Source organism: Streptomyces hyaluromycini (assembly GCF_002217755.1).
Classification (GTDB): Bacteria; Actinomycetota; Actinomycetes; order Streptomycetales; family Streptomycetaceae; genus Streptomyces; species Streptomyces hyaluromycini.
This window is the reverse complement of the sequence record NZ_BCFL01000024.1, coordinates 125053-149957: the sequence shown is the minus strand read 5'-3', so window position 1 is coordinate 149957 and position 24905 is coordinate 125053. Positions and strand designations below refer to the sequence as shown.

The following is a 24905-nucleotide window of genomic DNA, read 5'->3' as shown; positions in this document are numbered from 1 at the left end:
GGGTTCCGGTGCGGTGCCGGTGCGGTTCCTGCGCCCGGGCGGTGGTCACGGAACCTCCTCGGGTGCGAGCAGCCGTCCGTCGCGCATGCCGCGGCGGACGGTGAGCCGGGCGGCGACGGCCGGGTCGTGGGTGGTGACGACGAGGGCCGCGCCGGTGTGGTCGGCGGCCGTCAGCAGGGCGTCCAGGACGCGGGCGCCGGTGGCGTGGTCGAGGCGGCCGGTGGGTTCGTCGGCCAGGATCAGGCGGGGCGCCTGGGCCAGGACCCGGGCGGCGGCCACCCGCTGGGCCTGGCCGCCGGAGATCTCCTCGGGGAGCCGGTCGGCCAGGTCGGCGGCGTCCACCAGGGCGAGTGCCGCGAGCGCGCACAGTCGGGCCTCGCCCTCCGGACGATCGGTGAGGACCAGGGGCAGGGCGGTGTTCTCCACCACGTCCAGGGCCGGGATCAGGCTGTCGCCCTGGAACACCAGGCCGATGTCGTACGGCCCCAGCGCGGCGGCCCGGGTGACGGTGCCGCTGGTGGGCTGTTCGAGCCCGGCGAGCAGGTGCAGCAGCGAGCTCTTGCCCGACCCCGAGGGGCCGACGACCGCGAGCCGGTCCCCGGCCCGGATCTCCAGGTCGGCGCCGTGCACGGCCACGACCGCCTGAGGCCCCCGGCCGAAGGTCAGGGCCGCGTCCGCGCAGCCGACAAGAACCTCATCCGACGGCATCGGGCGCCTCCTCGCGGTCCTGCCGCCGGGCCTCGGTGGCCTTCCCGTCCGTCAGGGTGATCACCCGGTCCGCGATACGGACGGCTTCCCGGCTGTGCGTGACGATCAGCACCGCGCACCCCTCCGCGGCCCGCTCCCGCAGCATCGACAGGACCAACTGCTCGGTCTCGCCGTCCAGTTCACCGGTCGGTTCGTCGGCGAGCAGGACGGCGGGCGCGTTGGCCAGCGCGACGGCGAGCCCGGCCCGGGCCAGCTCTCCGCCGGACAGCTGGCGCGGCAGGGCGTGCGCCCGGCCGGCCAGCCCCACCCGGGCCAGCAGTTCCCCGGCCGGGACGGGGGCCCGGCGGCCCCGCGCCCGCTGTGGCAGGCGGACGTTGTCCCGCACGCTCAGGTGGGGCAGCAGGTTGCGGGACTGCAGCAGGACGCCGATGTGCCGGGCCCGCAACCGGGCCCGCTCGGTCTCGGGCCGGTGGCTGATCCGTACGCCGTCGACGCGGACCTCGCCGCCGGAGGGCTCGTCGAGTCCGGCCAGGCACGCCAGCAGGGTCGACTTGCCGGCCCCGGACGGGCCCACGACCGCGACCGTCTCCCCGCGCCGCACCCTCAGCGACACCCCGCGCAGTGCGAGTGTCTCCTCCTCCCCGGCCCGGTAGAAGCGGTACAGCTCGCGGGCCGTGAGGACGTCAGGGGCGACGCCGTCCGTGTGTGTTCCGTCGGGCATGGTGCGCTCACCGCCAGGCGAAGGAGTCGCTGACGATGCGCCACGGGTCGACGTTGTCGGCCTTGACCGGCCCCGACAGGGTCAGGTCCACCTCGTGCCCCGCGCGGTAGAACGCGTACCGCTCGAAGGCGTCCCGCACCACCTTGCCGGTGACCGGGTCCTTCGCCGAGTCGCCCTGATAGGTCAGCAGGACCACGCGGCCGGCGTGCCGGGTCACCTCACTCACCTTGGGCGAGGCGAACTTCGTGACCTGGGAGTGGAGTTGGGGTACGACCGTGTTGGTGACCGAGCCGACCGTGGGCGCGCCGGAGGCGGAAACCGCGGTGATCCTCACGGTGTTGAGCTTGTCGGTGAAGGCGGTGGTGCCGCCCTGGCCGGTGCGGGCCCAGCCCTCGGGCACCTTCAGGGTGAAGCCGGTGAAGGAACCGCCGGCCGGCCGGTAGGAGACGTACACCTGGTTGTCGGGGATGTCGCCGGGCGGGTTGGACTCGGTGGGCGCCGGCTGGTTCTGTCCGCTGACGGTGGTCGGACCGGACGCGGGGCCACCGGAGCCGGCGTGCGACCCGGAGCCGGAACAGCCGGCCGTCACCGCCGCCACGAGGGTCAGCCCGACGACCGCGTACGTCCTTGGGTGTGCTGCCATGGCCACTGCCCTCCAGGGGAGCCTCGGACCGGACGGTCATGGCACCGACGCTAGGAAACGACCGGTTAACGCCCCGCCCGCCGAGGGTTAGACGACGGCAAAAGCGTGTGGCGCGGCGCATCCGCCCAGGTGAGCGGCGCGCATGATGAGGGCATGAGACAGCGCGTGGTGCGAGTCGCCCTGACCGCCGCTCTGGTCGCCGTCGTCCTCCTCGCCGTCCCGCTGGCCCTGGCGATCAGGTCGTCCCTGTACGCCGACCAGCGCGACACGCTGGAACGGTCGGCGCTGGCCGCGGCCGTACGCGTGAGTCCGGACTTCGTGACCGGCGACCCGGTGGAACTGCCCGCGCCCCCGGCCGGCGGGCGTCTTGGCCTGTACGACCCTCACCTGCGACTGCGCGCGGGCAGCGGCCCACGGCCCGGCGACACCCCGGTCGGCCAGGCCCTGGGCGGTGCGGCGGTACGGGGCCGGGCGGGCGCCGACCTGGTGGTGGCCGTGCCCGTCTCGCACGCCGAGAAGGTGATCGGCGTCGTACGGGCCTCGACCCCCGCAGCCGCCGTACGCGACCGGGTCTTCGCGGCCTGGACGCTGCTGCTCGGGGTGGCCGCGCTCGCGCTGACCGTCGCCGTCCTCGTCGCCCGCCGTCAGGCCCGCGCGCTGGCCGCGCCGCTGGAGGACCTCTCCCGCCACTGCCGGGCGGTGACCGAGGGCGACCTGACCGCACGGGCCGCACCGAGCAGCGTCGCCGAGATCGACCAGGTCGCCCGCACGCACAACGAGATGCTGCACAGTCTCTCCGAACTCCTGCGCCGTGAACGTGACTTCACCGCCAACGCCTCCCACCAGCTGCGCACCCCGCTCACCGGGCTGCAGCTCGCCCTGGAAGCGGGCCTCGCCCAGGACGACGACGCCCGGCTGCGGCCCGTGCTGGCCGAGGCGCTGGCCACCGCCCAACGCCTGCACCGCACGGTGGAGGAGGTGCTGCGCCTGTCCCGCTCCGGAGAGAGGGCTCGCCCCGCCGCCGGGACGATCGCCGTAGGACAGCTGCTGCGGGAGACGGAGGAACGGTGGCACGGTCTCTTCGCCCAGGACGGCAGGCGGCTGGAGTGCGCCGGCCAGGAGGTGCCGGCCGACGTCCGGGTTCCGGGCGGGTCCGTGTCGGAAGTGCTGGGCATCCTGCTGGACAACGCCCGGGTGCACGGGCGCGGCACGGTCCGCGTGGCGGTGCGGGACCTGGAGGACGCCCTCGCCTTCGACGTGCGCGACGAGGGCGCCGTGACGGGCGAGCCGTCCCGGCTCTTCGACCGCGGCCGCACCGGCGACGGGGAGGGAACGGGCATCGGCCTGGCCCTCGCCCGTGACCTGGCCGTCTCGCTCGGCGGCCGGCTCTCCCTGAGCAGCCGGCACCCGGCGACGTTCACCCTGCTCCTTCCCGTCGACCAGGACGAGACATCGGGGACAGGGACGCCTGGGTGAGACGGGCCGCGTCACCGCCGGGCCGGGCCCCGGTGACCGAGGCGAGCATCGACTGCGCCGTCCGCCCGCTCAACGATTTCACGCAAACCGCTTACCGACTACAGCCTTGTAGACGTCAGATGAACTGTAGATGATCGAGCAGGGGCGTCCATTCGTCCCCGCCCTGAACGGCGGATGCGTGCATCCCGTGTCCGGGGCGGTCGGACGGACCTCCGACCCGGCACATGCGGGTGCCGCCCGACGGAGGCGAGACAGAGGAGGCAGTCCTTGACTGACACCCATCGTGGCGGAATGGGCGTCGAGATCCGCCGTCGTACCGCGACGCACCTGGCGGCACCGCCCCCGACCCGGGTCCCGGCCCTCGCTGCTCCGGATGCCGGGCCCCAGCAGTGGCACCGGGGTATGACCCTGGTGGCCACCATCAGCCTGTTCATCGGCACGCGCGCCGCCTGGACCACCGCGATGGCGTCGAGCCCGCCGGTCGCCGCCGTCATCTCCGTCTGCTACGCCGCCATCCTCGTCTGCGCCGTCCTCAGCCTCCTCGTACGCGGCCGGCGGGCGCTGATCAGGGTCGACGCGGCCGTACTGGTCACCGCCGTCGCCCTGGTGATCTGCGGCTACCTGCTCGACCACGCGGGCACGGACGAAGCCGCACTGACCTCCCAGGCCGCGGACCAGATCCTGCACGGCCGTCCGGTCTACGGCCAACCGTGGCCCTGGCTGTTCGCCACGCACGGTGTCGGGATCACCAAGACCATGTCCGGCGGCGCCGACTACACGTACGGCTATCCGCCGCTGACCGCCCTGCTCGCCGCACCGGTGCACGCCGTCCTCCACTCGACGGCGGCCGCCACCCTGGTCCCCACCGTCGCGCTGCTGGCCTCCTCGGTCCTGCTGTGGTTCCTGCTGCCGGCACCCTGGCGATCCGCCGGCACGGCCGTCTGCCTCGGCTTCGGTCTCCTGCCCCACTACGCCTACGCCGGCTACCCGGCCATCACGGCCCTCGCCCTGCTCATCCCCGTCGTGGTGCGCTGGCCCAGCACCGGCGAGGGCGGCCGCCTCGACCCCGGGGGCGTACTGCGGGCGGCCTGTCTGGGCGCCGCCTGCGCCGCCCAGCAACTCGCCTGGTTCCTCGCCCCGTTCCTCCTGATCGGCCTGTACGCCGTCCGGCGCGGCGAACTCGGCCCCCGGCGCGCCCTGGCGGCCACCGCCCGCTACACGGCCACAGCCGCCCTCACCTGGTCCGCGGTCAACGCGTACTTCGCCGTCCAGGACTTCCCGACCTGGCTGAACGGGATCCTGCTGCCCCTGGAGCAGAAGGCGATCCTGCACGGTCAGGGCGTGATGGGCATCTCCTACTACTTCACCGACGGCAGCAGCCGCCTCGACTACTACTCCTACGGCAGCCAGTTGCTCCTGCTCGGCCTGCTCGCGGCCACGCTGCTGTTCGTCCGACGGCTGGGCCCGGCCCTCACCGTCCTCCCGTGGGGCGTCTTCTACCTGGCCACGCGTTCCCAGGACGGCTACTTCCTCATGATGACCCCGCTGTGGCTGGCGGCCGCCGCCACCGTCCCGGCCGCCGCCTTCGCCACCGCCTGGCAGCCGCGCCTGCCCCGCCTCGGCGGCCGCCGCGCCAAGGCCGTCGTCGCGGCCGGGCTGCTCGCTCCCGCCCTCGTGTGCGTCGTGATCGCCGCCGCGAGCCCGCCGCCGCTGCGCATGAGCCTCGCGCCGCACTTCGCCAGGCACGGGTCCCGTGTCGGTGTCACCACCATCGACGTCCGGGCCGTCAACACCACCGGTACGGCGCTTGAGCCGCACTTCGCGAGCCGTACCGGCCAGGGCGCCTCCAACTGGTGGACGATCGCCTCGGGTCCCACCGTGCTGGCCCCGCACGCCTCCGCGGAGTACCGGGTGGAACCCGAGGGGGGTTTCCGCGCGATGCCCGGCGGCCACGGTCCGGGGAGCTACCTCATCGCCGTCACCGGCACGCCGATGACGATCACCTCCGCCCCCATCCCGGCCGCCGCTTCCGCCGTCCGGTAAGGCGGTCCTCTTCCGCGCCTGTGCATGGCGCCATGCGGTTCGGGCGGCGCGCTCGGGGCGGGTGCCGGGGACGTGCCGGACGCGCCCTCCAGGAGCCTGACTTCGACCGCGGCAACGGCGGTCATGGGTCTGCGCCCGAGACGGTCTCGGTGACCGGCCGGTCGTCCGGCGCGCTGTTGTCGCGCGGTGGTGGCGTCCTGCGGTGGGCCGCCGAGTGGGGCCGGGCGCGGGCCGCCGGCACGGGCCGCAGCCTGACGACGGCGTCCAGGCCGCCACCCGGCGCCGCGTTCAGGGCGACGTCCCCGCCGCCGGCCTGGGTGAGCCGCTGAACCATGGAAAGGCCCAGGCCGGTGCCGTCATGGCGGGCGTCAGCGGCACGCCAGAACCGGTCGAAGGCCCGTTGCCGGTCGGTTTCGGTCATGCCCGGGCCCTGGTCGATCACATGCAGTTCGACCGTGCAGCCGTCGTCCGCCGTCGCGGTGGCGGTGGCGGTCGCCAGGGTGATCGTGGTGCCGGGCGGGGAGACGCTCAGCGCGTTGGACAGCAGGTTGTCGAGGATCTGTTCCAGTGCGCCCGCGACCGCCCACACCTGGCCGACCTTCGTGCCGGCCACCGCGATACCGACGCGCTGATCGCCGGCGAACGCCGTCCAGATGGCCGCGCGGTCGGCGACGACGGCGTCGAGGTCCACGATCTCCGGGGTGATCGCCGAGTTCTCCAGCCGGGCGAGGGCGAGCAGCCCCTGGACCATGCGGCTGAGGCGGGCGACTTCGTCGATCGCGTCGCCGAGACTGTCCTGGGCGCAGGCGGCGAGGTGGGGCTCGAAGTTCTCCAGACGCAGGCGCAGGGAGGTCAACGGGGTCTTGAGCTGGTGCGACGCCTCGGAGGCGAAGGCCTGCTGGGCGTGCAGCAGGTGCTGGAGCCGGGTTGCCGTGCGGGTGAACGCGGCCGTCACCCGGCGTAGTTCGGGTGGTCCGCGGTCGGTGGCCGGAGGGTCGGTCAGGCGGCCGTCGGCGAGTTGCGTCGTGGCGCGTTCCAGAGCCCGCAGCGGGCGGGTGATCCAGCGGGCGAGCGCGGAACCGATCAGCGCGACCGCCGCCAGCACGCCCAGGCCGACGACGCCGAGCGCGACCCAGGTGGCATGGACCTTCTGGGCGATCGGGGTGAGCGGGTAGAGGGTCCGGACGACGCACGGGACGGTGTCGCCGGACCCGCCCGGCACGGTTGCGAACAGGACCTTGACGCCCGGGACGAGATCGTCGCGGATCCCGGTGGCGGGCCGGTCGTGGAGGGCGGTGGCGATGTCCGGCTGGGAGAAGAGGTTCGTGCCCACGGCGGTGGCGTCGGCGGAGTCGGTGAGGACCGTGCCGCCCCGGTCGGTGATGACCACACTGCTGCCGGTGCGCCGGGCGAAGTCGCGGGCGAATTCCGGCAGGTCCGACGCCCGCCCGTGTTCGAGTTTCTCCTCGCACACCGAGGCGAGCGTGACCGCGCCCAGCTCCGCGGTGTGGGAGAAGCGGTTCAGCTCGTTGCGGGCGTAGACGAAGCCGAAGGGAACTTCCAGGGCCAGCAGGACGAGCGCCATGAGGCTGAGGTAGCTGAGCAGCAGACGGCGCGTCATCGGACGCCGCTGCGGGGCTGATCCGGTGCGGCCGGTGCCGGGCCGGGACCTGCGGGCGGAACAAGACGGAACCCGATGCCGCGGATGTTCTCGATCCAGGAGGGGTCACCCAGTTTGCGGCGCAGGGCGGCGATGTGCACATCGAGGGTCTTCGTGGGGCCGAAATAGTCCGGCTCCCACACCGTGTCGAGGATCTGCTGGCGGGAGAAGACGGCTCCGGGATCCTCGGCGAGGCAGACGAGCAGCGAGAACTCCTTGGGAGCCAGGGCGATCGGCACCCGGCCCACGCGCACCTGACGGGTCCGGCGGTCGACGCTGAGGGGACCGATCTGCTGGGCGCCGGCCTCACCGGCCGGGTCCCGGCTGCCGGAGGCTCCGGTGACCGGATCACCCGCGTCGCCGGGCACGGCCCGGGTCCGGCGGGCCACGGCCCGGATCCGCGCCACCAGCTCCCGGACACCGAACGGCTTCGACACGTAGTCGTCCGCGCCCAGTTCCAGACCGAGCACCCGGTCGGCCTCGGAATCCCGCGCGGTGATCATGATGATCGGGACCGCGGAGCGGGCTCGCAGCTCCCGGCAGACGTCGATGCCGTCCATGTCGGGGAGCCCCAGGTCCAGGAGCACCATCGCCGGCTCCGCGGCGGACAGGCCGTCGGCACCGGTTCGCGCGTGTTCCACGGTGAACCCGAAACGGCCCAGTCCCTCCAGCAGGGGCTCGGCCACCCGGTCGTCGTCCTCGATCAGCAGCAGATGCATGCCGACAGGCTCACAAACAGCAGCCCTGCCGCGTTGTACAACCGCCGCACTATTCCCTCGTATCAGTGACCCCGCGGGTTTCTCATGTGACGGCGGCACACAGGAGGTCGTCGATCGGCGCGCGCGGAATTCAGCCGGATGGCGCACCCGCGGACGAGGGCTGTGCCAGGACATCCAGTGTGTTGCCAGCTCCTGGTTAGGAGATGGTTAAGAAACAGGACATCCGGCTCGCCGTGATTCCGCGGAAGCGTGTGGTGCGGGCAGCCGGAAGATGCCCATGACCTGTGACTTGCCGCCCGGCAGGCATGACCGCTCCGTGCTGTGGGCTCTGGTTGTGCGGCTGTCACAAGGCCGCGGCAGCACTCGTGCACGACCCGGTTTTCTGGCGTTTCCGGATTTTCCTCGCCGGTTTTCGGGAAACCACCTGTATTTCCGCTTGATCGGCGCTTACATGCCTTCCCGTAGTGTCCGATGTGCGGTCCGGTTCAGGTCCGCCGCGTGCTGGAAAAACCACTCGACTTCCGGGAATCCGCCATGCCCTCAGAATCCCCCGACACGACGATCGACGAACTGCGGCGGGTGCGCCCGGATCTGGCGGAGCCGTTCGCGGCGGCCTTCCCCGGAGCGCGGGCCACCGTCCTGGGGCGGCTGTGGGGCGCCCTCGCCCGGGAGCCGCTGCCCGGCGTGACCCTCCGGCAGCGCGTGGCGGACACACTCGTCGTGACGCTGCGCAACGGTGACCGGCTCACGGCACCCGACGGGTGTGCCCGGCGGTTCGCCCGGGCGCCCGAGGACTTCACCGTGTCGGGGCCCGCGGGGCCGGTTCGCGGGCCTGCGCAACTCCTCGCCCGGCTGGGACTGTCCGGATCGGCCGTGGGCCGGCTCGCCGCCGAGCTGGACAACAGCGTCGTCAACCTCGCGCTGGCCCGCGCCGCGAATCCCGAAGGGCCCGGCACGTTGCGCGACTCGGCCGATGCCGAGCAGGCGGTGGTCGACGGTCACCCGCAGCACCCGTGCTGCCGTACCCGTACCGGCATGTCCGTCGCCGAGGTCCTGGCCTACGGGCCCGAGCACCACCCGGTGGTCGAACTGGCCCTGCTGCCCGTCCCGGCCGACCGCTGGCAGCGCGCGGGCACCTGGCCGGCCGAGCTGCGGGACGGCGACACGTTCCTGGTTCCGGTCCACCCCTGGCAGCGGGACCACGTACTGGCGCGCCACCGCGACCTCGCCGTGACAGGGCGGACGATCCCGGCCCGGCCGCTGCTGTCGCTGCGTACGCTCGCACCGGTGGCCGAGCTGCCCGGCTGTCACATCAAGACCGCCCTCGACGTGCAGGTCACCAACTACCGCAGGACCATCTCGCCGGCGGAGGTGGCCGACGGCCCGGCCCTGTCGGATCTGGTCTCGGCCGTCGTCGACAAAGCCGGGTTCGGCGAGAGCCTGCGGGCGCTGCGTGAGCTGGGCGGCGGCGCGGTCCGGGTGGGCGGGCGAGCCTCCGACAGCTTGTCCGCGATGCTCAGGGAGTCCACCGACTCCCACCTCGGCGACGGTGAGATCGCCGTCCCGCTGACGGCGGTGCACGCGACCGGCGGCGCCGTCGTGGCGGGTGATCCGGTGCGCTGGCTGCGGGACTTCGCCGCGCTGGTGCTGCCGCCCGCGTTGACCCTGCTGTCCATGGGCGTCGCGCTGGAGGCCCATGGCCAGAACACCCTGGTCGTCCTTCGGGACGGGAAGCCGGTACGCGTGCTCTACCGGGACCTGGACGGGGTCCGGGTCAGCCCGCGCAGGCTGGCCGCCTGGGGATTCACCCTGCCACCCCTCGCCGGCACCCGGGCGGGCGACGACATGGACGCGCTGCGCACCAAGCTGTTCGGCGCGCTGCTCAGCGGGGTCTTCAGCGAACTGGTCGACGTCCTCGCCCGCACCCGTGCCATCGACCCCGGGACGCTGTGGGAGACGGTGGCCGAGGCCGGCCGCCGGGCGTACGCCGAACTGCCGGACCACGGGGACGAGGCCGTCTTCTTCGGGGACACCCTGCCGTTGAAGGCCACCATCGCGATGCGTCTGGCCGACGACCCCGGCAAGGCCCAATGGATTCCCATCCCCAATCCCCTCACCCGGTACCGCCACCTCTGACGCACGGGAGCCACCCCATGACCGCCTCCGCCATCGCGCCCGGCACCACGACCGCGGCACACACCGATCAGCCGAACGAGACCGCCGACGCCGTCACCGCCCACACCCTGCTCAACTGCCTGGTCCGCGAGGTGTCCGCCCCCGAGCACCAGGTGACCGTCGACCACGACCACCTCCTGCTGCGCCTGCCGCGCCGGGACCTGCTGCTGCGGGCCCGGCTCCGCCGGGTCTCGATGATCGGCGCCCACCGTTTCCAGGGCCCCGTCCAAAGACTCCACGACGACGCATGGGCCACCGTCGGCTGGCGGGAACTGGCCGGCTACGTCCAGGAGGAACTGGAACTGCGCACCGGCACGGCCAACGACGAGTTCCTGGACCAGGTCGCCGACAGCCACGAGACCATCCGCACCACCCTGGAACACCGCGCCACCCCCCGACACCGCGCCCGTCCGGCACCGCGACCGGACCTCTGTCCGGACCTCTATCTGGCTTCGGAGCAGGCGCTGGTGTTCGGACACCGCTTCCACCCCACCCCCAAGGCCCGCACCGGGGACCCCGCGGACTGGCTGGCGTACGGACCGGAGACCGGAGCCCGCATCCGCCTGCACCACCTGGCCGTACGCCGCGAACTGGTGCGGGAAGAAGGCGAGTCGGGCGAGCTGGACAGGCTGTTTCCGTCGGCGGACCCGGACTACGTGACGCTCCCGGTGCACCCCTGGCAGTTCCGGTTGCTGCGCGGTCACGAGGGGCTGCGCGCGGCGATGGCGGACGGCGCCGTCGTGGACGCGGGCGTCAGCGGGCCCGCATGGGTGCCCACCGCGTCGGTGCGTACGCTCTACCAGCCGGACGCGGACACCTTCCTGAAGTTCAGCCTGAACGTCCGTATCACCAACTGTCTGCGCAAGAACGCCAGTTACGAACTGTCGGGTGCCGTTGCCCTGAACCGGCTGGTCCAGCCCGTCATGACCCGGCTCGCCGACCGCTTCCCCGGCTGCGGGCTGCTCGCCGAGCCCGGCTACCGGACGGTCGCCGCCGACGGCGACACCGACCTGATCGAGGGTTTCGGCGTCATCGTGCGCTCCGGCCTGCGACCCCACCTCCGACCGGGCGTGACGCCGCTGCTCGCCGCCGCGGTCGCGGACGAGTACCCCACCAGCCAGGCCCACGTCTCCCACCTGCTGGCCCGAGGTGACGGAGACCTCCTGGCCTGGTGGGAGGCGTATCTCGGGTTGCTGCTGCCACCCGTGCTGGCCGCGTACTTCGAACACGGCATCGTCCTGGAACCCCACCTGCAGAACGTCGTCGTCGGCGTGGCGGCGGACGGCATGCCCGCGCAGATGCTGTTCCGCGACCTGGAGGGCACCAAGCTCCTGCCCCGGCATCACGAGCGGTTTCTGTCCACCCTTCCGGAGGACGTCCGCGGGCCGTTGACCTACGACGCCGAACGCGGCTGGAACCGGGTCGCGTACTGCCTGCTGGTCAACCACGTCGCCGAGGTGCTCGGCGCCCTGGCCGACCTTCGGCCGGAGCTGGAACCCGCGCTGTGGGGCCTGGTCCGCGACCGCGTCGGCGCGTACGCCCGCACCGCCGGCGAACCGCCCCGCCTGCGGGCCCTGCTCTCCGGCGTTCCGCTGCCCGCCAAGGCCAACCTCCTGCTGCGCTGGGCCCGCCAGGCCGACCGGCACGCCCACTACATTCCCCTGCCCAGCCCCCTCGGCGCGGACTTCCCCCGCGAGGTGATGCTGTGAGGCCCGCACTTGTGCACCACGTCGGCCAGTTGGCCGACGACGACCTGCCCGCCTACCTCTACGACCTGCCGGGCCTGCGCGAGCACGTCCGCGCCGTCCGGGCCGCGCTGCCCCGCCGCGTCGAACTGCTGTATGCGGCGAAGGCCAACTCCGACCCCCGCCTGCTGCAGACCCTGGCCGGGCACGTCGACGGGTTCGAGGTCGCGTCCGGCGGCGAGATCCGCCACATCCGCGGCCTCCTTCCCGAAGCCCGGATCGCCTTCGGGGGCCCCGGCAAGACCCCGGCGGAACTGGCCGGGGCCCTGGACGCGGGCGTGGAGCGCCTGCACGTCGAGAGCGAACACGAGCTGCGCACGCTGACGACCGTGCTGGGCGACCGCACGGCCGACGTGCTGCTGCGCGTGAACGTACCCGTGATGCTCCGTTCGGTCTCCCTGGTCATGGGCGGCTGTCCCAGCCCTTTCGGTCTGGACCCCGCTCACCTGGACCGATGCCTGCAGATCATCACGGAAGACGGCCGTATCCGGCTGCGCGGGCTGCACTTCCACGTGGCCAGCGGCCTCGACGCACGTGCTCACCTGGCCCTCGTCGCACAGGTCATGGCCTGGGCGGACCGCTGGGCGCACCAACAGGGGATCGCACTCGCCGAGGTCAACATCGGCGGCGGGATGGGCGTCGACTACACCCGTCCCGACGAGGTCTTCGACTGGGCCGCGTTCGGTGTCGGGCTGTGCCGGACGCTGGAACGCCACCCCCGTGTCACGCTGCGGATCGAACCGGGTCGCTCGCTCACGGCCTACTGCGGCTGGTACGTCACCCAGGTCCTGGACGTCAAACGCAGCCGCAGCCAGGCGTTCGCCGTCCTGCGCGGCGGAACCCACCACCTGCGCACACCGGCCGCGAAACAGCACGACCAGCCCTTCGAGGTCATCCCCGACCAGTCCTGGCACCACTCCTGGCCCCGCCCGGAGGTCCGCGGCGAGCCGGTGACACTGGTCGGCCAGCTCTGCACACCCAAGGACGTGCTGGCCCGCCGCGTCATGGTCGACCGGCTGCGGATCGGCGACCGGATCGCGTTCGCCATGGCCGGTGCCTACGCGTGGAACATCTCCCACCACGCGTTCCTCATGCACCCCCACCCGACCTTCCACCACATCGACGACCTGGACAGGCCCGTCGCGGACGCGTACGCGGGCCGGCCGGCATGAGCCTGCAGTGCCGCCCGCCGCGCGGAAAAGAGCACGGTTCGGCGCTCGCCGCCCTCACCGTCCGGGCCTTCCGCCGTTACCTGCTCGGCCAGCTGACCTCCAACGTCGGCACCTGGATGCAGCGAGCCGCCCAGGATCTGCTGGTCCTGCAGCTGACCGGCGACAGCGGCAGGGCGGTCGGCATCGTGACCGCACTGCAGTTCCTGCCCCAGACCCTGTTCGGCCTCACCGGGGGAGCCCTCGCCGACCGCTACCCCAGACGCCGGCTGCTGCTGATCACCCAGACCGCCATGGCGGCGCAGTCACTGCTGCTCGGCGTCCTGACCGTCACCGGCACGGTGAGCCTGCCGTCCGTCTACGTCCTGGCCGCGGCCCTCGGCACCGCCACCGCCGTGGACGGTCCCGCCCGCAACGCCCTCATATCGGAACTGGTCGCCCGCGAGCAGATGGCCGCCGCGGTCAGCCTGAACTCCGCCCAGTTCAACGTCGCCCGCATCCTCGGGCCCGCCGCCGCGGGCCTGACCGCGGGCGCCGTCGGCATCGGCCCGGTGTTCCTGATCAACTCGGTCTCCTATCTGGCGGTCCTGTACGGGTTGATCACGATCCCGTCCGGTGAACTCCGCCACCCCGGCCGAAACCGACCCGGCGACAAGTGCCTGACCGACGCCTTCCGCCACATCGCCACCACACCGGAACTGCTCCTGCCGGTCACGCTCGTCGCCTTCGTCGGCACCTTCGGACTCAACTTCCAGGTCACCATCTCCCTCGTGGCCATCACCGTGTTCCACTCCGGCGCGGCGGCCTTCGGCTGCCTCTGCGCCGCCTATGCGGCGGGCAGCCTCGTGGGCGCGCTCCTCGCGGCCAACGGGAGGCAACCGCCCACCCCCCGACGTCTGATCACGGCCACGGTCGTCTTCGGCGTACTGGAGGCCGCGCTGGGCCTGATGCCCGGCTACGGCACGTTCATGGCCCTGCTGGTCCCCGTCGGCTTCGCCGCGGTGATCGTCACCACGACCGCCAACGCCCTGACGCAGCTGCACGTCGACCCGCACCTGCGCGGGCGTGTGCTGTCCGTCTACTTCCTCGTGCTCCTGGGCGGCACCCCCGTCGGCGCCCCCCTCGTCGGCGTCGTCTCCGACGCCTTCGGTCCCCGCTCCGCGCTGGTCCTCGGCGGTGTGATCTCAGCGGCGCCCGCGCTCGCCCTCAGGGCCCGGACCGCCAGACGGCCCGGACCGAATCGGCGGCGAAAGGCGGCAGGCCCGGCCGGCGCCCCCCTCGCCGAGGCTCGCGACACAGGGGCCGGCACCGCGGGCGAGACCCTGACCAGCCCGTCCCGGGGCCGAAGCAGCGGCGGGCCGTGGCCAGGGTGAGGGCCACGGCGGGATCGACCGCGTACGAAAACTCCTGTGCACCGGCTCGCGCACCTCTGCGATCATCCCCGGATGGCGCACAGTCTCGAATCGCTGGTCATCCGGCACACCCACCGCCTTTCCACCCCCAAGGGCCCTGCAGGAGAAGGAGCCATCGCCGCACGGCAGTTCGACGCGGCGCTGGCATCCGTGGGCTTCAAGCTCTCGGCGGAGCTGCTGGAGCGGCTGTCGGGGCTGTCCGAGGCCGCGGTCGTGGACACCGCCAGGCGGACGCTGCGCACCGTGAGCGAGATGGCGGGCGACCACGTCCGGCACAACTCGTACTTCATCGACTTCCCGGCGAACGTGCCGGACACCGAAGAGTTCTGGATGCAGTGCGTGGCGAAGGCGCTCGGCGACGAGAAGTCGCGCGAGAACGTGCTGACGCAGCTGAGACACGGGGTGCTGAACCTGCTCAGCCTCCCCGCGTACGGCCGGTACCAGCACACCTACGAGGACATGCTCGCGGCGCAGGACGAACTGATCGCCTCGGCGGGCGACCGGGTCACCGTCCTGCATCTCGGCCGGGACCTGGACGACGAACTCGCCGACCTGTACCTGGCCCTGGCCGGCAGCACGACCCCGCTGGGCGAGGACGACCTGCGCGACCTCAAGGCCCTCGCCGAGAGGTGCGCGCTCGGCCCCCAGCCGGAGGCGATCCCGGTCCGGGAGAACCGGGCGGTCGTCAACGAGGCCCGGCTCGGCGTCGGGGCGGACCTCCTCCTCGACACCGTCATCGACGTGCTGCGGCTGGCCTGCGCGCTGTCGGGCGGCGATGTGACGCTGCAGGAGCCGACCCGGTTCCGGGCGCTGTCGCGGCCGCTGCGCCGGGGACTGCTCGCGGGTCTCGACGCCGTGGTCGCGGCCAACCCCGCGAAGCTCGCCGACGTGCACGCGCACCGGGAGCCCTTCAAGCGGCTCGGCGAGCGTCTCCACCCGCACGAGTACCCGCGCTGGCCGCACGCCGCCGATGTGTTCGCGGTCGCGCGGGGCGAGAAGGAGGCACGGTCCTTCGACAGCCGGATCGAGCAGCTGCTCGACGCGTTCGACGTCCTCGGTGCGGTGAGGCTGCTGAAGTCCGCCCCCGGCAAGCTGTTCCGCGCCCTGGACCTCCTGCTGCGCATCGCGGCCGACCAGGAGGAACGGGACGCGGTGGTGGCCGCCGCGGTGCAGGTCGCTCCCGACGTCTCCGGCCGGGTCGTGCTCTCGGTGCGCGAGCATCTCCACAACCGGGCGCGTGAGAGCGGCGAACCCCGGGTCTTCGTCAACCGCCGGGGCCGCGCCTGGGTGACCCCCGACTTCCGGCCGCCGGTACCGGCCGCCGACCGGGACCGCCTGATCGCCGCCCTCGACGCCGAGATACGTCGTCGGCTCCCGGTGCCGGACCGGCTGCTGCTCGACCCCGAAGTCCTCGACGTGGCGCTTCCGCTCAGCGGCCGGGCGACCGCGGCCGGGCTCGGCGTACTGCCGCGAGGGTCGGTCTCCGAAGTCGACGGCGAACAGCTGCGCTTCTTCGTGTACTGGAAGGAGACCGGGCGCCGGACCGACTACGACCTGTCGGCGCTGCTTCTCCACGCCGACTACAGCACCGATTCCTGGCTCTCCTACACGTCCCTCAAGGCCGTCGGGGGCGAGCACTCGGGCGACATCACCGAGGCGCCCGACGGGGCCTCGGAGTTCATCAGCCTGTCCCTGGACCGGGTGCCCAGCACGTTCATCGTTCCGCAGGTCAACATCTACGCCGGTGAAGGCTTCGAGGAGGTCGAGGAGTCGTTCTTCGGCTTCATGCTGCGCGACGGCGAGCAGAAGGGCCGCCCGTTCGAGCCGCGCACCGTGCGGATGAAGTCGGAGCTGCGCGGGGTGGGCCGGGTGGCGCTGCCGCTGGTGTTCCGGCGGGGGGACGACGGCCGGTGGCGCGCGAAGTGGCTGCACCTGTATCTGAGGGGCATCTCGTCGGCCAACCGGGTCGAGGAGAACCAGGCGTCCGTGTCGACGGTGGTGCGCGCCGTCGTGGAGCGCGAGCAGCTGACGGTGGGGTACCTGATCGACCTGATGTCCGGCGACACCACGACCGTGGACCTGTGGGACGGCGGGCCGGTCCCGGACGAGCCCGTGACGTACATCGGCCTCGAACGTCCCGAGGGACTGCATCCGGACTCGCGGATCATCACCCCCGGAAATCTGCGCGACCTGATCCCGGGCTGAGTGCTAGCGTTGCCCGCGGCGAGGCCATGAAGGGGCTTCCTTCTCACTTCCTGTACAGAAACAAGTCCCTTCGCTTTCCTCGCCGTCGACCTCGACTGGGAGGCGCCCACCGGCGCCTCCCAGTTTTCGTGTCCGCCGCGGCACGCCTACGCGGCGCCCTGTGACGTGGCGAGCCAGGCGCGGTAGCGGCGCAGGGCCCGGCGCTGCCTGCGCTGCTCGGAGACGAGGGCGAGCGCCGGGTGGGTCCCGGGCGTGGTGCGGCTTCCGCGGGCGAGGCGGCGCATCTGGTGGCGGACCTGTGCCATGCCGGCGGCCGAGGCGAGGGCCTTGTCGGACCACGTCACCTGCCGAAGCTGCGCGTCCGCCTCGCGCCCCTGGCGCCAGCGGTCGGGCAGGTCCGGGGTGACCGCGAGGGCCGTGCCCATCCCGGTGATCGCCACGCCGCTGTCGAGAACCTTCTCGGCGGTGGCGCGCCGGGTGATGCCTCCGGTGAGCATCAGCGGCAGCGGGCTGGTCCTGACCAGGTCCTTCGCCAGATCGAGGAAGTACGCCTCGCGGGCCTGGGTACGTGTGTCGGCGGCGCGTCCCGCCATCGCCGGGCTCTCGTAGCTGCCGCCGGACAGTTCGACCAGGTCGACGCCGAGCGGTGCGAGCATCTCGATCACCTGGCGGGCGTCGTCGGCGTCGAACCCGCCACGCTGGAAGTCGGCGGAGTTGAGCTTCACCGCGACCGCGAAGGCCGGGGAGACGGCGGCGCGGACCGCGCGGACGACGTCCAGCAGCATCCGGGCCCGGTTCTCCAGCGATCCGCCCCACTGGTCGGTGCGCTTGTTGACCAGGGGGGACAGGAACTGCGACAGCAGGTAGCCGTGCGCGGCGTGGATCTCCACCCCGTCGAAGCCCGCCTGCTCGGCGCGCCGGGCCGTGACCGCGTACCGGGTCACGGTGGCCTGGATCTGCTCGGGCGTCATGGCCACGGGGCGGCCGAAGCGGCCGCTGTGCTTGCCGAGGTCGACGGCGACCGCGGACGGGCCCCACACGACGCCGGGCATGTCGGACCCGATCTGGCGGCCGGGGTGGTTGATCTGCATCCAGATCGCCCCGCCGCCGGCCTTGCCGGCCCTGGCCCACTCGATGAAGGGCTCCAGCGGCGCGGCCTCGTCGAGTACCACGCCGGCCGGACCGGTCAGCGCCTCGGCGTGGACCATGACGTTGCCGGTGATCAGCAGCCCGGTGCCGCCGGCGGCCCACCTCCGGTACAGCCCGAACAGCACCTTGTCCGGGAGCTGGCCGTCGCCGGCCATGTTCTCCTCCATGGCCGCCTTCGCGATCCGGTTGTTCAGCACCTGCCCGGAGCGCAGGGACAAGGGCGAGAACAGCTCGCTGGTCATCCGAGTACCCCTCTCTCGCTATCGATCACCTACGATGTATGCACCACTCACATTAGAGCGACGATGTAAGCGATGTAAACATGGAGGAGTGTGACCTGTGCCGCAGGCGAGCGGCGGCGCGATGGTGCATCAGACGCTGCTACAGGGCGGAGTCGGCCCGGGGCACTCCGCCCTGCACGGCAGGCAGCCGCAAGGGCGCCGCGCCAGACCGGTGCACGTGATCGGCACGTCGGTGTGACGGAGCGGCGCGGCCGGCGCGCGGTCGTATCGGTTGCCGGGCGCGGGGTCAGGGCGGTCTTCCCGGGCGTCCGCCGGGCTCTTCCCCGTCGTCCTCCGTCTCGGCGTCGTCGGGGGGCGGCGCCGGGTAGCCGCCCGCGGCGATCCTGGCCAACATCGCGGCGAGCTGCCCGCAGGCTCGCGCGATCTCCCGCTGCGTCTCGTTGCGCTCGCTGACGGCCGCCGCGACGAGCAGTGCGGTGAGTGCGGAGGAACCGTTGAACGCCTGCAGGGTGATCATGTCGGTGAGCAGGTCGTGACCGGCGAACGGGCCGGCGCTCCGGGCGGCCGCGACGACCGCGAAGACCGACACGGCCAGGGCGCAGGGCGCCGCCCCGGCCAGCTGGAAGCGGAAGGCCGCCCAGATCAGCAACGGGAAGCCGAGGAACATGAGGGGGGTGCTGCCGGTCTCGAGAAGGCCGACGCCGTACGTGGCCGCGAGGAGCAGCAGCGCCTCCGCCCAACGGGAAGCCGGAACGCCCTTCGGCCGGCGTGCCGAGCGCAGCACGAGCAGGACCGGCGTCACCACCAGTACGCCCATCGCATCGCCGGTCCACCAGACCGACCAGGTGGGCCAGAACCGGTCGCCGGTCAGTGCACCGGCGAGGGCCAGGGTCGCGCTGCCCGTCGTCGAGCTGACCAGCATCCCGGTGAACGCACCGAGGAAGATCAGGGCGAGCGCGTCCCGCAGCCGGTCCAGTTCGATACGGAATCCCGTACGGCGGAGCAGTACGTACGAGCAGACGGGCGCCAGGGTGTTTCCCGCCGCGATCCCGAGTACGGCCCAGACCGACGGTCCGAGGGAGGCGTTGACCAGGAGCGCGCCGAGCGCGATCCCCGGCCAGACCCGCGGGCCGCGCAGGAGCAGGCCCGCCAGGGCGATGCCGGTCGGCGGCCACAGCGGCGTGACCTGGCCGCGCACCAGTTGCTGGCGGAGCCCCAGCTTCGCCGAGCCGTAGTACAGCGCCGCGACGACGAGGATGTCCAGGGCGGCCGCACCGCCGCGCCGGAGCCGTTCACGCCGCGCGACAGTCATCGGGCGACCTCCGCATCGACATCGCCCCGAGATCCATCATCCGCCGGATCCCTCCGATCCTCCACGGCACCGCTGAGCTGGACGTTCGGCGGCGCCGCCGGGTCAGGCGCACGGGGTGCGCAGGGCGAGCACGGCCATGTCGTCGTGGCCGTCGCTCGGATGGTGGTCGGCCAGTGCCCGGACGAACTCCGGCAGCGGCAGATCGGCGTACGCGGTGGCCAGACCGGTGAGGTCGTCGAGGCTCGCGTCGATGGGCCGGTCCGGGCGCTCGATCAGCCCGTCCGTGAAGAAGACCAGCGTGGCGCCCGGCGGCACGAAGCGGGAGTGGTCGGGACGGGGTTGCTCGGAGTCGACCCCGAGGGGCAGCCCCGGCTCGACGAACAGGTACTCCGCCCGGCGCCCGGGGGTGATGAGCAGGGGCGGGACGTGCCCCGCGCTGCTCCACCTCAGTCGCCAGCCCGGCCCGTCCGGCTCGATGCGTGCCAGGGTCGTGGTGGTGACGGGGTTGTCCGTGATGGCCTGCAGAGTGCGGTCGAGCTGGGCGAGCACCGCACCGGGCGGCCCGCCCCCTTCGAACAGCAGCGCGCGCAGCATGTTGCGGATGGAGGCCATGGCGGCCGCGGCCCTGAGATCGTGACCGACCACGTCGCCGATGACGACCGCGACGACGTTGCCGGGCAGGGGGATCGCGTCGTACCAGTCCCCGCCGAGCCGGCTGGGCTCGGCGGCGGGCCGGTAGACGGCGGCGGCGGTGAACGGCCGGAGGTCGGGCAGCCTGGGCAGCAGCAGGCGCTGGAACTGCTCGGCTCCGATACGCACCCGTTCGAACAGGCGGACGTTCTCGATCGCGATGCCGGCCGCGCCGGCCAGGGCGACGACGACGCTCTCGTCGTGGGCGTCGAAGGGCCGTCCGTCACGCCGCTCGGAGAGGTAGAGGTCGCCGTAGACCTCGCCGCGGACGCTGATGGCGACGCCGAGCAGGGTGTGCAGACGCGGGTGGCCGGGCGGGAACCCGACGGACGACGGATGGGCCGTGATGCGTTCGACCCGCAGGGGCTCGGGGTGCCGGATCAGGTGCCCGAGGACCCCAAGACCGCGCGGGAACTCGGTCCCGGCCAGGTCGGCGTGTTCCTTGGCGGACAGACCCGCGGAGATGAACTGCTCCAGATGGTCTCCCGACTCGGCGAGTACTCCCAGTGCCCCGTAGCGGGCGCCCACCAGGTCCATGGCGGTGGTCACGATACGGTCCAGCACCGCGGGCAGTTCGACCTCCCGGCTGATGGCCACCACCGCGTCCAGCAGACCCTGCAGCCGGTCCATGGCGGTCAGCAGGGCGTGCAGCTGCTCGTCGATCCGGCCCAGCTCGGAGCGCAGGCGCAGATGCAGGTCGGGGAGGTGAGGCTCCCTCTCGGGTCTCCCTTCCCCGGTTCCCGACATCACGGGTGTCCGGTGGCGGAAGGTCCGGCCGCGGTCACCTTCGGCCGACGATCGTCACTCGGCATCGACGTCGTCGGGTCCGCCCATGCGATCGAGCGGTGCATTCCGGCCTCCTGGCGCGTCCCTGCGCCACCGTTCCACCGTGGCCACAGCAAGAACGAATAAACAGTCTATAAGGTTATTTATCGGATCCTGGAACGGCATGTTCAGGCGATGGCGCCTGCCCCGGCCGCCTCCCGCCTGTCCGGTCAGGAAGCGTGGCCCGCCAGGAAGTCCGTGATGTGGCTCATCGTCTTCTCGGTGGACCAGGGCGTTGCGCCGCTGCCGGCCGCGGAGGCGCTCGGCGAGGTGCCGGTGAGGGCCGCCACGCTGAGGTCGCCATGGCCTGCCCCGGTGAGCACCACGCGCTGGGCGTCGACGCCCTTGTCCTTCAGGGCGGTGAACAGGTTCAGCGTCTGGCTGGGGGAGACCAGGGGGTCGGCGCTGCCGTGCATCAGGAGGAAGGGCGGCGTCGAGGAGGTGATGTGGGTGGCCGGGTCGGCGGCGGCCACCTGGCCGGTGTACTGCGCTACGGACTTGGTGGTCCCGGGGCCGTAGACCCACTGCGCGGCGGAGTTGCCCGCGGCGTAGTTGAAGTCCTTGGCGGCCTGGTCGTAGTCGGCGGCGAGCTGGGACAGGTCGGCAGGGCCGAACTCGTCCACCACTCCCTGGACCTTGCTGCTCTGGTCGAGGTGGTCGCCGACGTCGTACTTCGGGTCGCCGCTGGTGACGCCGGTCATGGCGGCCAGGTATCCGCCCGCCGACTGGCCCCAGACGAAGACGTGGTCGGTGTCGATGCCGTAGGTGTCGGCGTTGGCGCGCAGGTAGCGGATCGCGGACTTCACGTCGGCGAGGGCGTCCTTGTAGGTGGCGCCGCCGGTCGTGGTGCGGTACTGGACGCTGGCGACCGCGTAGCCCTGGTCGGCGACGTAGGTGCGCTGGTCCAGGTTGCCGGTGCGGTCCGCCAGCACCCAGCCGCCACCGGTGACGTAGACGACCAGGGGCTTCTTGCCCGAGCTCTTCGGCACCTGGATGTCGAGTTTCAGGTCGGTCTTGGTGCCGTGTGTGGTGGGTGAGGAGTAGGTGATGTCGTCGGTGGTGGTGATCGCCGACGTGTCACAGGTGATCGCCGGGCCCGCCGGGTCGATGACCGTGCTGGTGCTGTTGTCGGTCTTCTTGATCGTCTTTGCCTGTACGAGGCTCGTGGTGCCACCGCCCGGCTTTCCGGACGGCACACCGCTGGGCATGCCGCCGCCCTGTCCCTGGCCCGCCGCCGCTCCCGCTCCCGACGTGGACGTCGGGCACGAGGAGGGCGACGCCGACGAGGTGGCCGATGCGGCCGAGGGGCCGTCGTCCCCGCAGCCGGCCAGGCCGGCAGCGGTCATGAGGGCGACCGTCGCCACGGCGGCGATCCGCATCGGGTGCCGGGGCCGCCGCCGCTGCTTCCCCTCGCCGTGGTCTGCGGCCACATCGTGTCCATGCATCGCGTCTTCTCCCGCCGGTGTCGAATGGAGACGGATCCGGAGATTGAATCTCCGTTTCGTCGTGCGGTCACCGTAACACGAACCGGAGATTCAATCTCCGGTTTGATCGGTGGCGGTTCGGGCGACGTCCTTCCCCGTGCCCCGACCTGCGGAGGGCGCGGTCGTACGATGTGCCGGACGATCGCGCGCCCCTGGAAAGTGAGACCTCTGCATGGCGGGACCCTCCGCATCCGGTGCGGCCGGCGGCCCCGACGGGGTGCGTGCGCCCAGGCCGCGGCGTGATCGCGAGCTGAACCGCCGCAAGCTCCTCGCCGCCGCCCGGGAGGTGTTCCGCGACCGCGGCCTCAAGGCGACGCTGGACGACGTGGCCCGCCATGCCGGGGTCGGCGTGGGCACGGCGTATCGCCACTTCCCCAACAAGCAGGCGCTGATCGACGAGCTCGTCGACGACATGTTCGCGCGGGTGGAGGAGGCCACGCGGGCCGGCGCGGAGGACCCCGACGCCTGGCGCGGGCTGGCGGTCGGCCTGGAGCGGGTGGCCGAACTGCAGGCCCTCGACCGGGGTCTGCGCGAGGTCGTGTTCCACAGCGAACGCGCGGCGACGGCGGGGCTGCGGCACCAGGAGCAGATCAGGCGCAACGTCGACCTCACGGTCGAACGGGCCAAGGAGCAGGGCGTGCTGCGTGCCGACGCGGAGCCCTGGGACCTGGTCGTGATCCAGCAGATGCTGGCCGCGGTCACCGAGCGGAGCGGCCGGCCCGACCTGTGGCGGCGCTATCTGAGGCTGCTGCTCGACGGCCTGCGAGCCGCCCCTGACCAGGCGGAACCGCTGCCCGGCGGGCACTTCGGCCGAGGTCCGGACGCGCCGGGACCGGACTGGGCCGGCCCGCCGTCGCCGGGTCCGGACGCCCCGGGTTCGTCGCCCGCCTGAGGGAAAAAACCTCCGGCTTCACTCTTGACTGGGCTCCCGCGCCCCCCACACACTCATGGCCGCGGTCAACGAAGAAACCTTCACTTGACGAACAAGCGCGCCGGCAGCCGTGGCAGATCCGCCCCCGTGCTGCGACCGAGTCGCGTACGAACCGCACTCCTGGAGCCCCCATGACCTTCCACGGCACATCCATGTCTCCGCCCGACACACCTCGTCACACCCTGCGCACCGTCGCCCCGGTCCTCGCCCTGTGCTGGCTCGCGGTCTTCTTCGACGGCATGGACGTCAACATCTACGGCGCCGTCCTGCCGCACATGCTGGAGGACGGCGGCCTCGGACTCGGCAAGGCCACCGCCGGAACCATCGGCAGCTGGACCACCTTCGGCATGCTCGTCGGAGCGCTCACCGCCGGAAACATCACCGACTGGGTCGGACGCAGGCCCGTGCTCGTCGCCAGCGTGAGCCTCTTCTCCGCCGGCTCGGCCGTGTGCGCCTCGGCCGCGAACCCCGCGCTGTTCGGCACCGGCCGGTTCCTCGCCGGCCTCGGGCTCGGCGGGCTGATGCCGCTGTGCCTCGCCATCGTCATGGAATTCGCCCCGCCCCGCCGACTCGCCCTGGCGACCGGCCTGCTGATGACCAGTTACCACGTGGGCGGAATGGCCGCCACCGGCCTCGGCCTGACCCTCGCCCCGGCGGCGGGCTGGCGCTGGGTGTTCTGGGCCGGCGTGATCCCCGCCGTGATCGCCGTACCGCTGCTGCTCAGGCTGATGCCCGAGTCGCCGGGCGTCCTGCTCGCGCAGGGACGGCGGGACCGGGCCGACGCGACGGCCGACCGGTACGGACTGCCGCGCATCACCCGGGTCGCGGCCCCGGCCGCGGGGGCGAAGGGCCGCCTGGACGCGGTACGCGCCCTGTTCGCCCCCGAGTCCCGCTTCGCCACGCCGCTCCTGTGGCTCGCGTCCTTCTGCGGCCTGCTCCTGGTCTACGGCGTGAGCACCTGGCTGCCGCAGATGATGCTGGCCTCCGGCTACGGCATGACCTCCTCGGTCAGCTTCCTCCTCGTGATCAACGCGGGCGGCATCGTCGGCATGCTGATCGCCGGCCGCACGGCCGACCGCTACGGCGCGGTGCGCGTCTCGGCGGTGTGGTTCGTCCTCACGGCGGCCGGCGCCCTGCTGCTCCAGGCGCACCTGTCGCTGGCCGCCACCTACGCCGTGGTCGCCGTCACCGGGATCTGGCTCTTCAGCGCACAGGTCATGGTCTACGCCGCCACCAGCACCGTCTACCCGGAAAGCGCACGGGCCACCGGGCTCGGCTGGGTGACCGGGGTCGGCCGCAGCGGCGCGGTGCTCGGTCCCTGGCTGGTCGGCGCACTGGCCGACGGCGGTCACGACAGCTGGGGCTTCACCGTCTTCGCCCTCGCCGGGCTGGGCGGCGCGATCGCCATCGCCCTCGTACCGCTCGCCCGACGAGCGGAACGGGGAACCGGCCCCGACCCCGCTCCGCCGGCCACCGGCCCGGTGCGCGGACCGGTGACGGAAGCCGACGGCCAGGCCTGATCCTTCGCCGATGCGGACCGCACCGGCGGCCGTACGAACTTCGGTGCGGCGGCGAGCCGTTGCTCGCCGCCGCCCC

General features: G+C 72.6%; 18 protein-coding genes. 9 read left to right on the top strand and 9 right to left on the bottom strand.

What is annotated here, in order from left to right; translation table 11 throughout:
• Window positions 1–45: 45 nt before the first annotated feature.
• The 3 genes from SSP29_RS31510 to SSP29_RS31500 are packed head-to-tail and all read right to left on the bottom strand — an operon-like array spanning window position 46 to window position 2072.
• Window positions 46–708: an ABC transporter ATP-binding protein gene (locus SSP29_RS31510; protein WP_089104258.1), complete on the bottom strand. Its 663-nt coding sequence runs from the start codon at window positions 706–708 to the stop codon at window positions 46–48.
• Window positions 695–1429, bottom strand: a complete 735-nt coding sequence (locus SSP29_RS31505; RefSeq protein WP_089104257.1) for an ABC transporter ATP-binding protein — start codon at window positions 1427–1429, stop codon at window positions 695–697. Before SSP29_RS31505 ends, SSP29_RS31510 begins: the two co-directional genes overlap by 14 nt.
• 7 nt (window positions 1430–1436) lie before the next feature.
• Window positions 1437–2072, bottom strand: a complete 636-nt coding sequence (locus tag SSP29_RS31500; RefSeq protein WP_089104256.1) for a hypothetical protein — start codon at window positions 2070–2072, stop codon at window positions 1437–1439.
• A 153-nt stretch (window positions 2073–2225) separates the two neighbouring features.
• Between SSP29_RS31500 and SSP29_RS31495 the strand changes: the two genes are divergently transcribed.
• Both SSP29_RS31495 and SSP29_RS31490 read left to right on the top strand, forming a co-directional pair.
• Entirely contained in the window at window positions 2226–3548 is a 1323-nt protein-coding gene (locus SSP29_RS31495; RefSeq protein ID WP_089104255.1) for a HAMP domain-containing sensor histidine kinase, read from the top strand.
• Between the two features lie 291 nt (window positions 3549–3839).
• The gene (locus SSP29_RS31490) at window positions 3840–5591 is read left to right on the top strand and encodes a hypothetical protein (protein WP_438363823.1); all 1752 of its coding nucleotides are present in this window, start codon (window positions 3840–3842) and stop codon (window positions 5589–5591) included.
• Window positions 5592–5712: 121 nt separating this feature from the next.
• Here SSP29_RS31490 and SSP29_RS31485 read toward each other — a convergent pair whose 3' ends face one another.
• Both SSP29_RS31485 and SSP29_RS31480 read right to left on the bottom strand, forming a co-directional pair.
• Entirely contained in the window at window positions 5713–7212 is a 1500-nt protein-coding gene (locus SSP29_RS31485; RefSeq protein WP_089104253.1) for a sensor histidine kinase, read from the bottom strand.
• Window positions 7209–7970, bottom strand: coding sequence for a response regulator transcription factor (locus tag SSP29_RS31480; RefSeq protein WP_089104252.1), 762 nt, complete (start codon window positions 7968–7970; stop codon window positions 7209–7211). Before SSP29_RS31480 ends, SSP29_RS31485 begins: the two co-directional genes overlap by 4 nt.
• A 534-nt stretch (window positions 7971–8504) precedes the next feature.
• Between SSP29_RS31480 and SSP29_RS31475 the strand changes: the two genes are divergently transcribed.
• The 5 genes from SSP29_RS31475 (at window position 8505) to SSP29_RS31455 (ending at window position 16676) form a co-directional block, all read left to right on the top strand.
• A complete protein-coding gene (locus tag SSP29_RS31475; protein WP_089104251.1) occupies window positions 8505–10106 on the top strand; it encodes an IucA/IucC family protein in 1602 nt (533 codons plus the stop codon).
• A gap of 17 nt (window positions 10107–10123) precedes the next feature.
• Complete coding sequence (locus SSP29_RS31470) at window positions 10124–11854, top strand: IucA/IucC family protein (RefSeq protein WP_089104250.1); 1731 nt, start codon at window positions 10124–10126, stop codon at window positions 11852–11854.
• Window positions 11851–13062: a type III PLP-dependent enzyme gene (locus tag SSP29_RS31465; RefSeq protein ID WP_089104249.1), complete on the top strand. Its 1212-nt coding sequence runs from the start codon at window positions 11851–11853 to the stop codon at window positions 13060–13062. The genes SSP29_RS31470 and SSP29_RS31465 overlap by 4 nt, the downstream gene beginning before the upstream one ends.
• The gene (locus SSP29_RS31460; RefSeq protein ID WP_107436281.1) at window positions 13059–14432 is read left to right on the top strand and encodes an MFS transporter; all 1374 of its coding nucleotides are present in this window, start codon (window positions 13059–13061) and stop codon (window positions 14430–14432) included. Before SSP29_RS31465 ends, SSP29_RS31460 begins: the two co-directional genes overlap by 4 nt.
• A gap of 72 nt (window positions 14433–14504) precedes the next feature.
• Window positions 14505–16676 carry a TerD family protein gene (locus SSP29_RS31455; protein ID WP_089104452.1) on the top strand — a complete coding sequence of 724 codons (2172 nt, stop codon included), beginning with the start codon at window positions 14505–14507 and terminating at the stop codon, window positions 16674–16676.
• A 146-nt stretch (window positions 16677–16822) separates the two neighbouring features.
• Here the strand turns inward: SSP29_RS31455 and SSP29_RS31450 are convergent, their stop codons facing one another.
• From SSP29_RS31450 to SSP29_RS31435, 4 genes are all read right to left on the bottom strand, one after another.
• On the bottom strand, window positions 16823–18067 hold the full coding sequence (locus SSP29_RS31450) for an NADH:flavin oxidoreductase/NADH oxidase family protein (RefSeq protein WP_089104248.1): 1245 nt from the start codon (window positions 18065–18067) through the stop codon (window positions 16823–16825).
• Between the two features lie 286 nt (window positions 18068–18353).
• Window positions 18354–19379 (bottom strand): MASE1 domain-containing protein, encoded by a 1026-nt coding sequence (locus SSP29_RS31445; protein WP_089104247.1) that lies wholly within the window; start codon window positions 19377–19379, stop codon window positions 18354–18356.
• A 102-nt stretch (window positions 19380–19481) separates the two neighbouring features.
• Complete coding sequence (locus SSP29_RS31440; protein ID WP_089104246.1) at window positions 19482–20816, bottom strand: PP2C family protein-serine/threonine phosphatase; 1335 nt, start codon at window positions 20814–20816, stop codon at window positions 19482–19484.
• Window positions 20817–21064: 248 nt separating this feature from the next.
• Complete coding sequence (locus SSP29_RS31435; protein WP_150135263.1) at window positions 21065–22339, bottom strand: alpha/beta hydrolase; 1275 nt, start codon at window positions 22337–22339, stop codon at window positions 21065–21067.
• Between the two features lie 211 nt (window positions 22340–22550).
• Here SSP29_RS31435 and SSP29_RS31430 point away from each other — a divergent pair, with 211 nt between their 5' ends.
• Together SSP29_RS31430 and SSP29_RS31425 are read left to right on the top strand one after the other, a co-directional pair.
• Window positions 22551–23270: a TetR/AcrR family transcriptional regulator gene (locus SSP29_RS31430; RefSeq protein WP_089104245.1), complete on the top strand. Its 720-nt coding sequence runs from the start codon at window positions 22551–22553 to the stop codon at window positions 23268–23270.
• 191 nt (window positions 23271–23461) lie between these two features.
• Window positions 23462–24829 carry an MFS transporter gene (locus SSP29_RS31425; protein WP_245883307.1) on the top strand — a complete coding sequence of 456 codons (1368 nt, stop codon included), beginning with the start codon at window positions 23462–23464 and terminating at the stop codon, window positions 24827–24829.
• Window positions 24830–24905 lie beyond the last annotated feature (76 nt).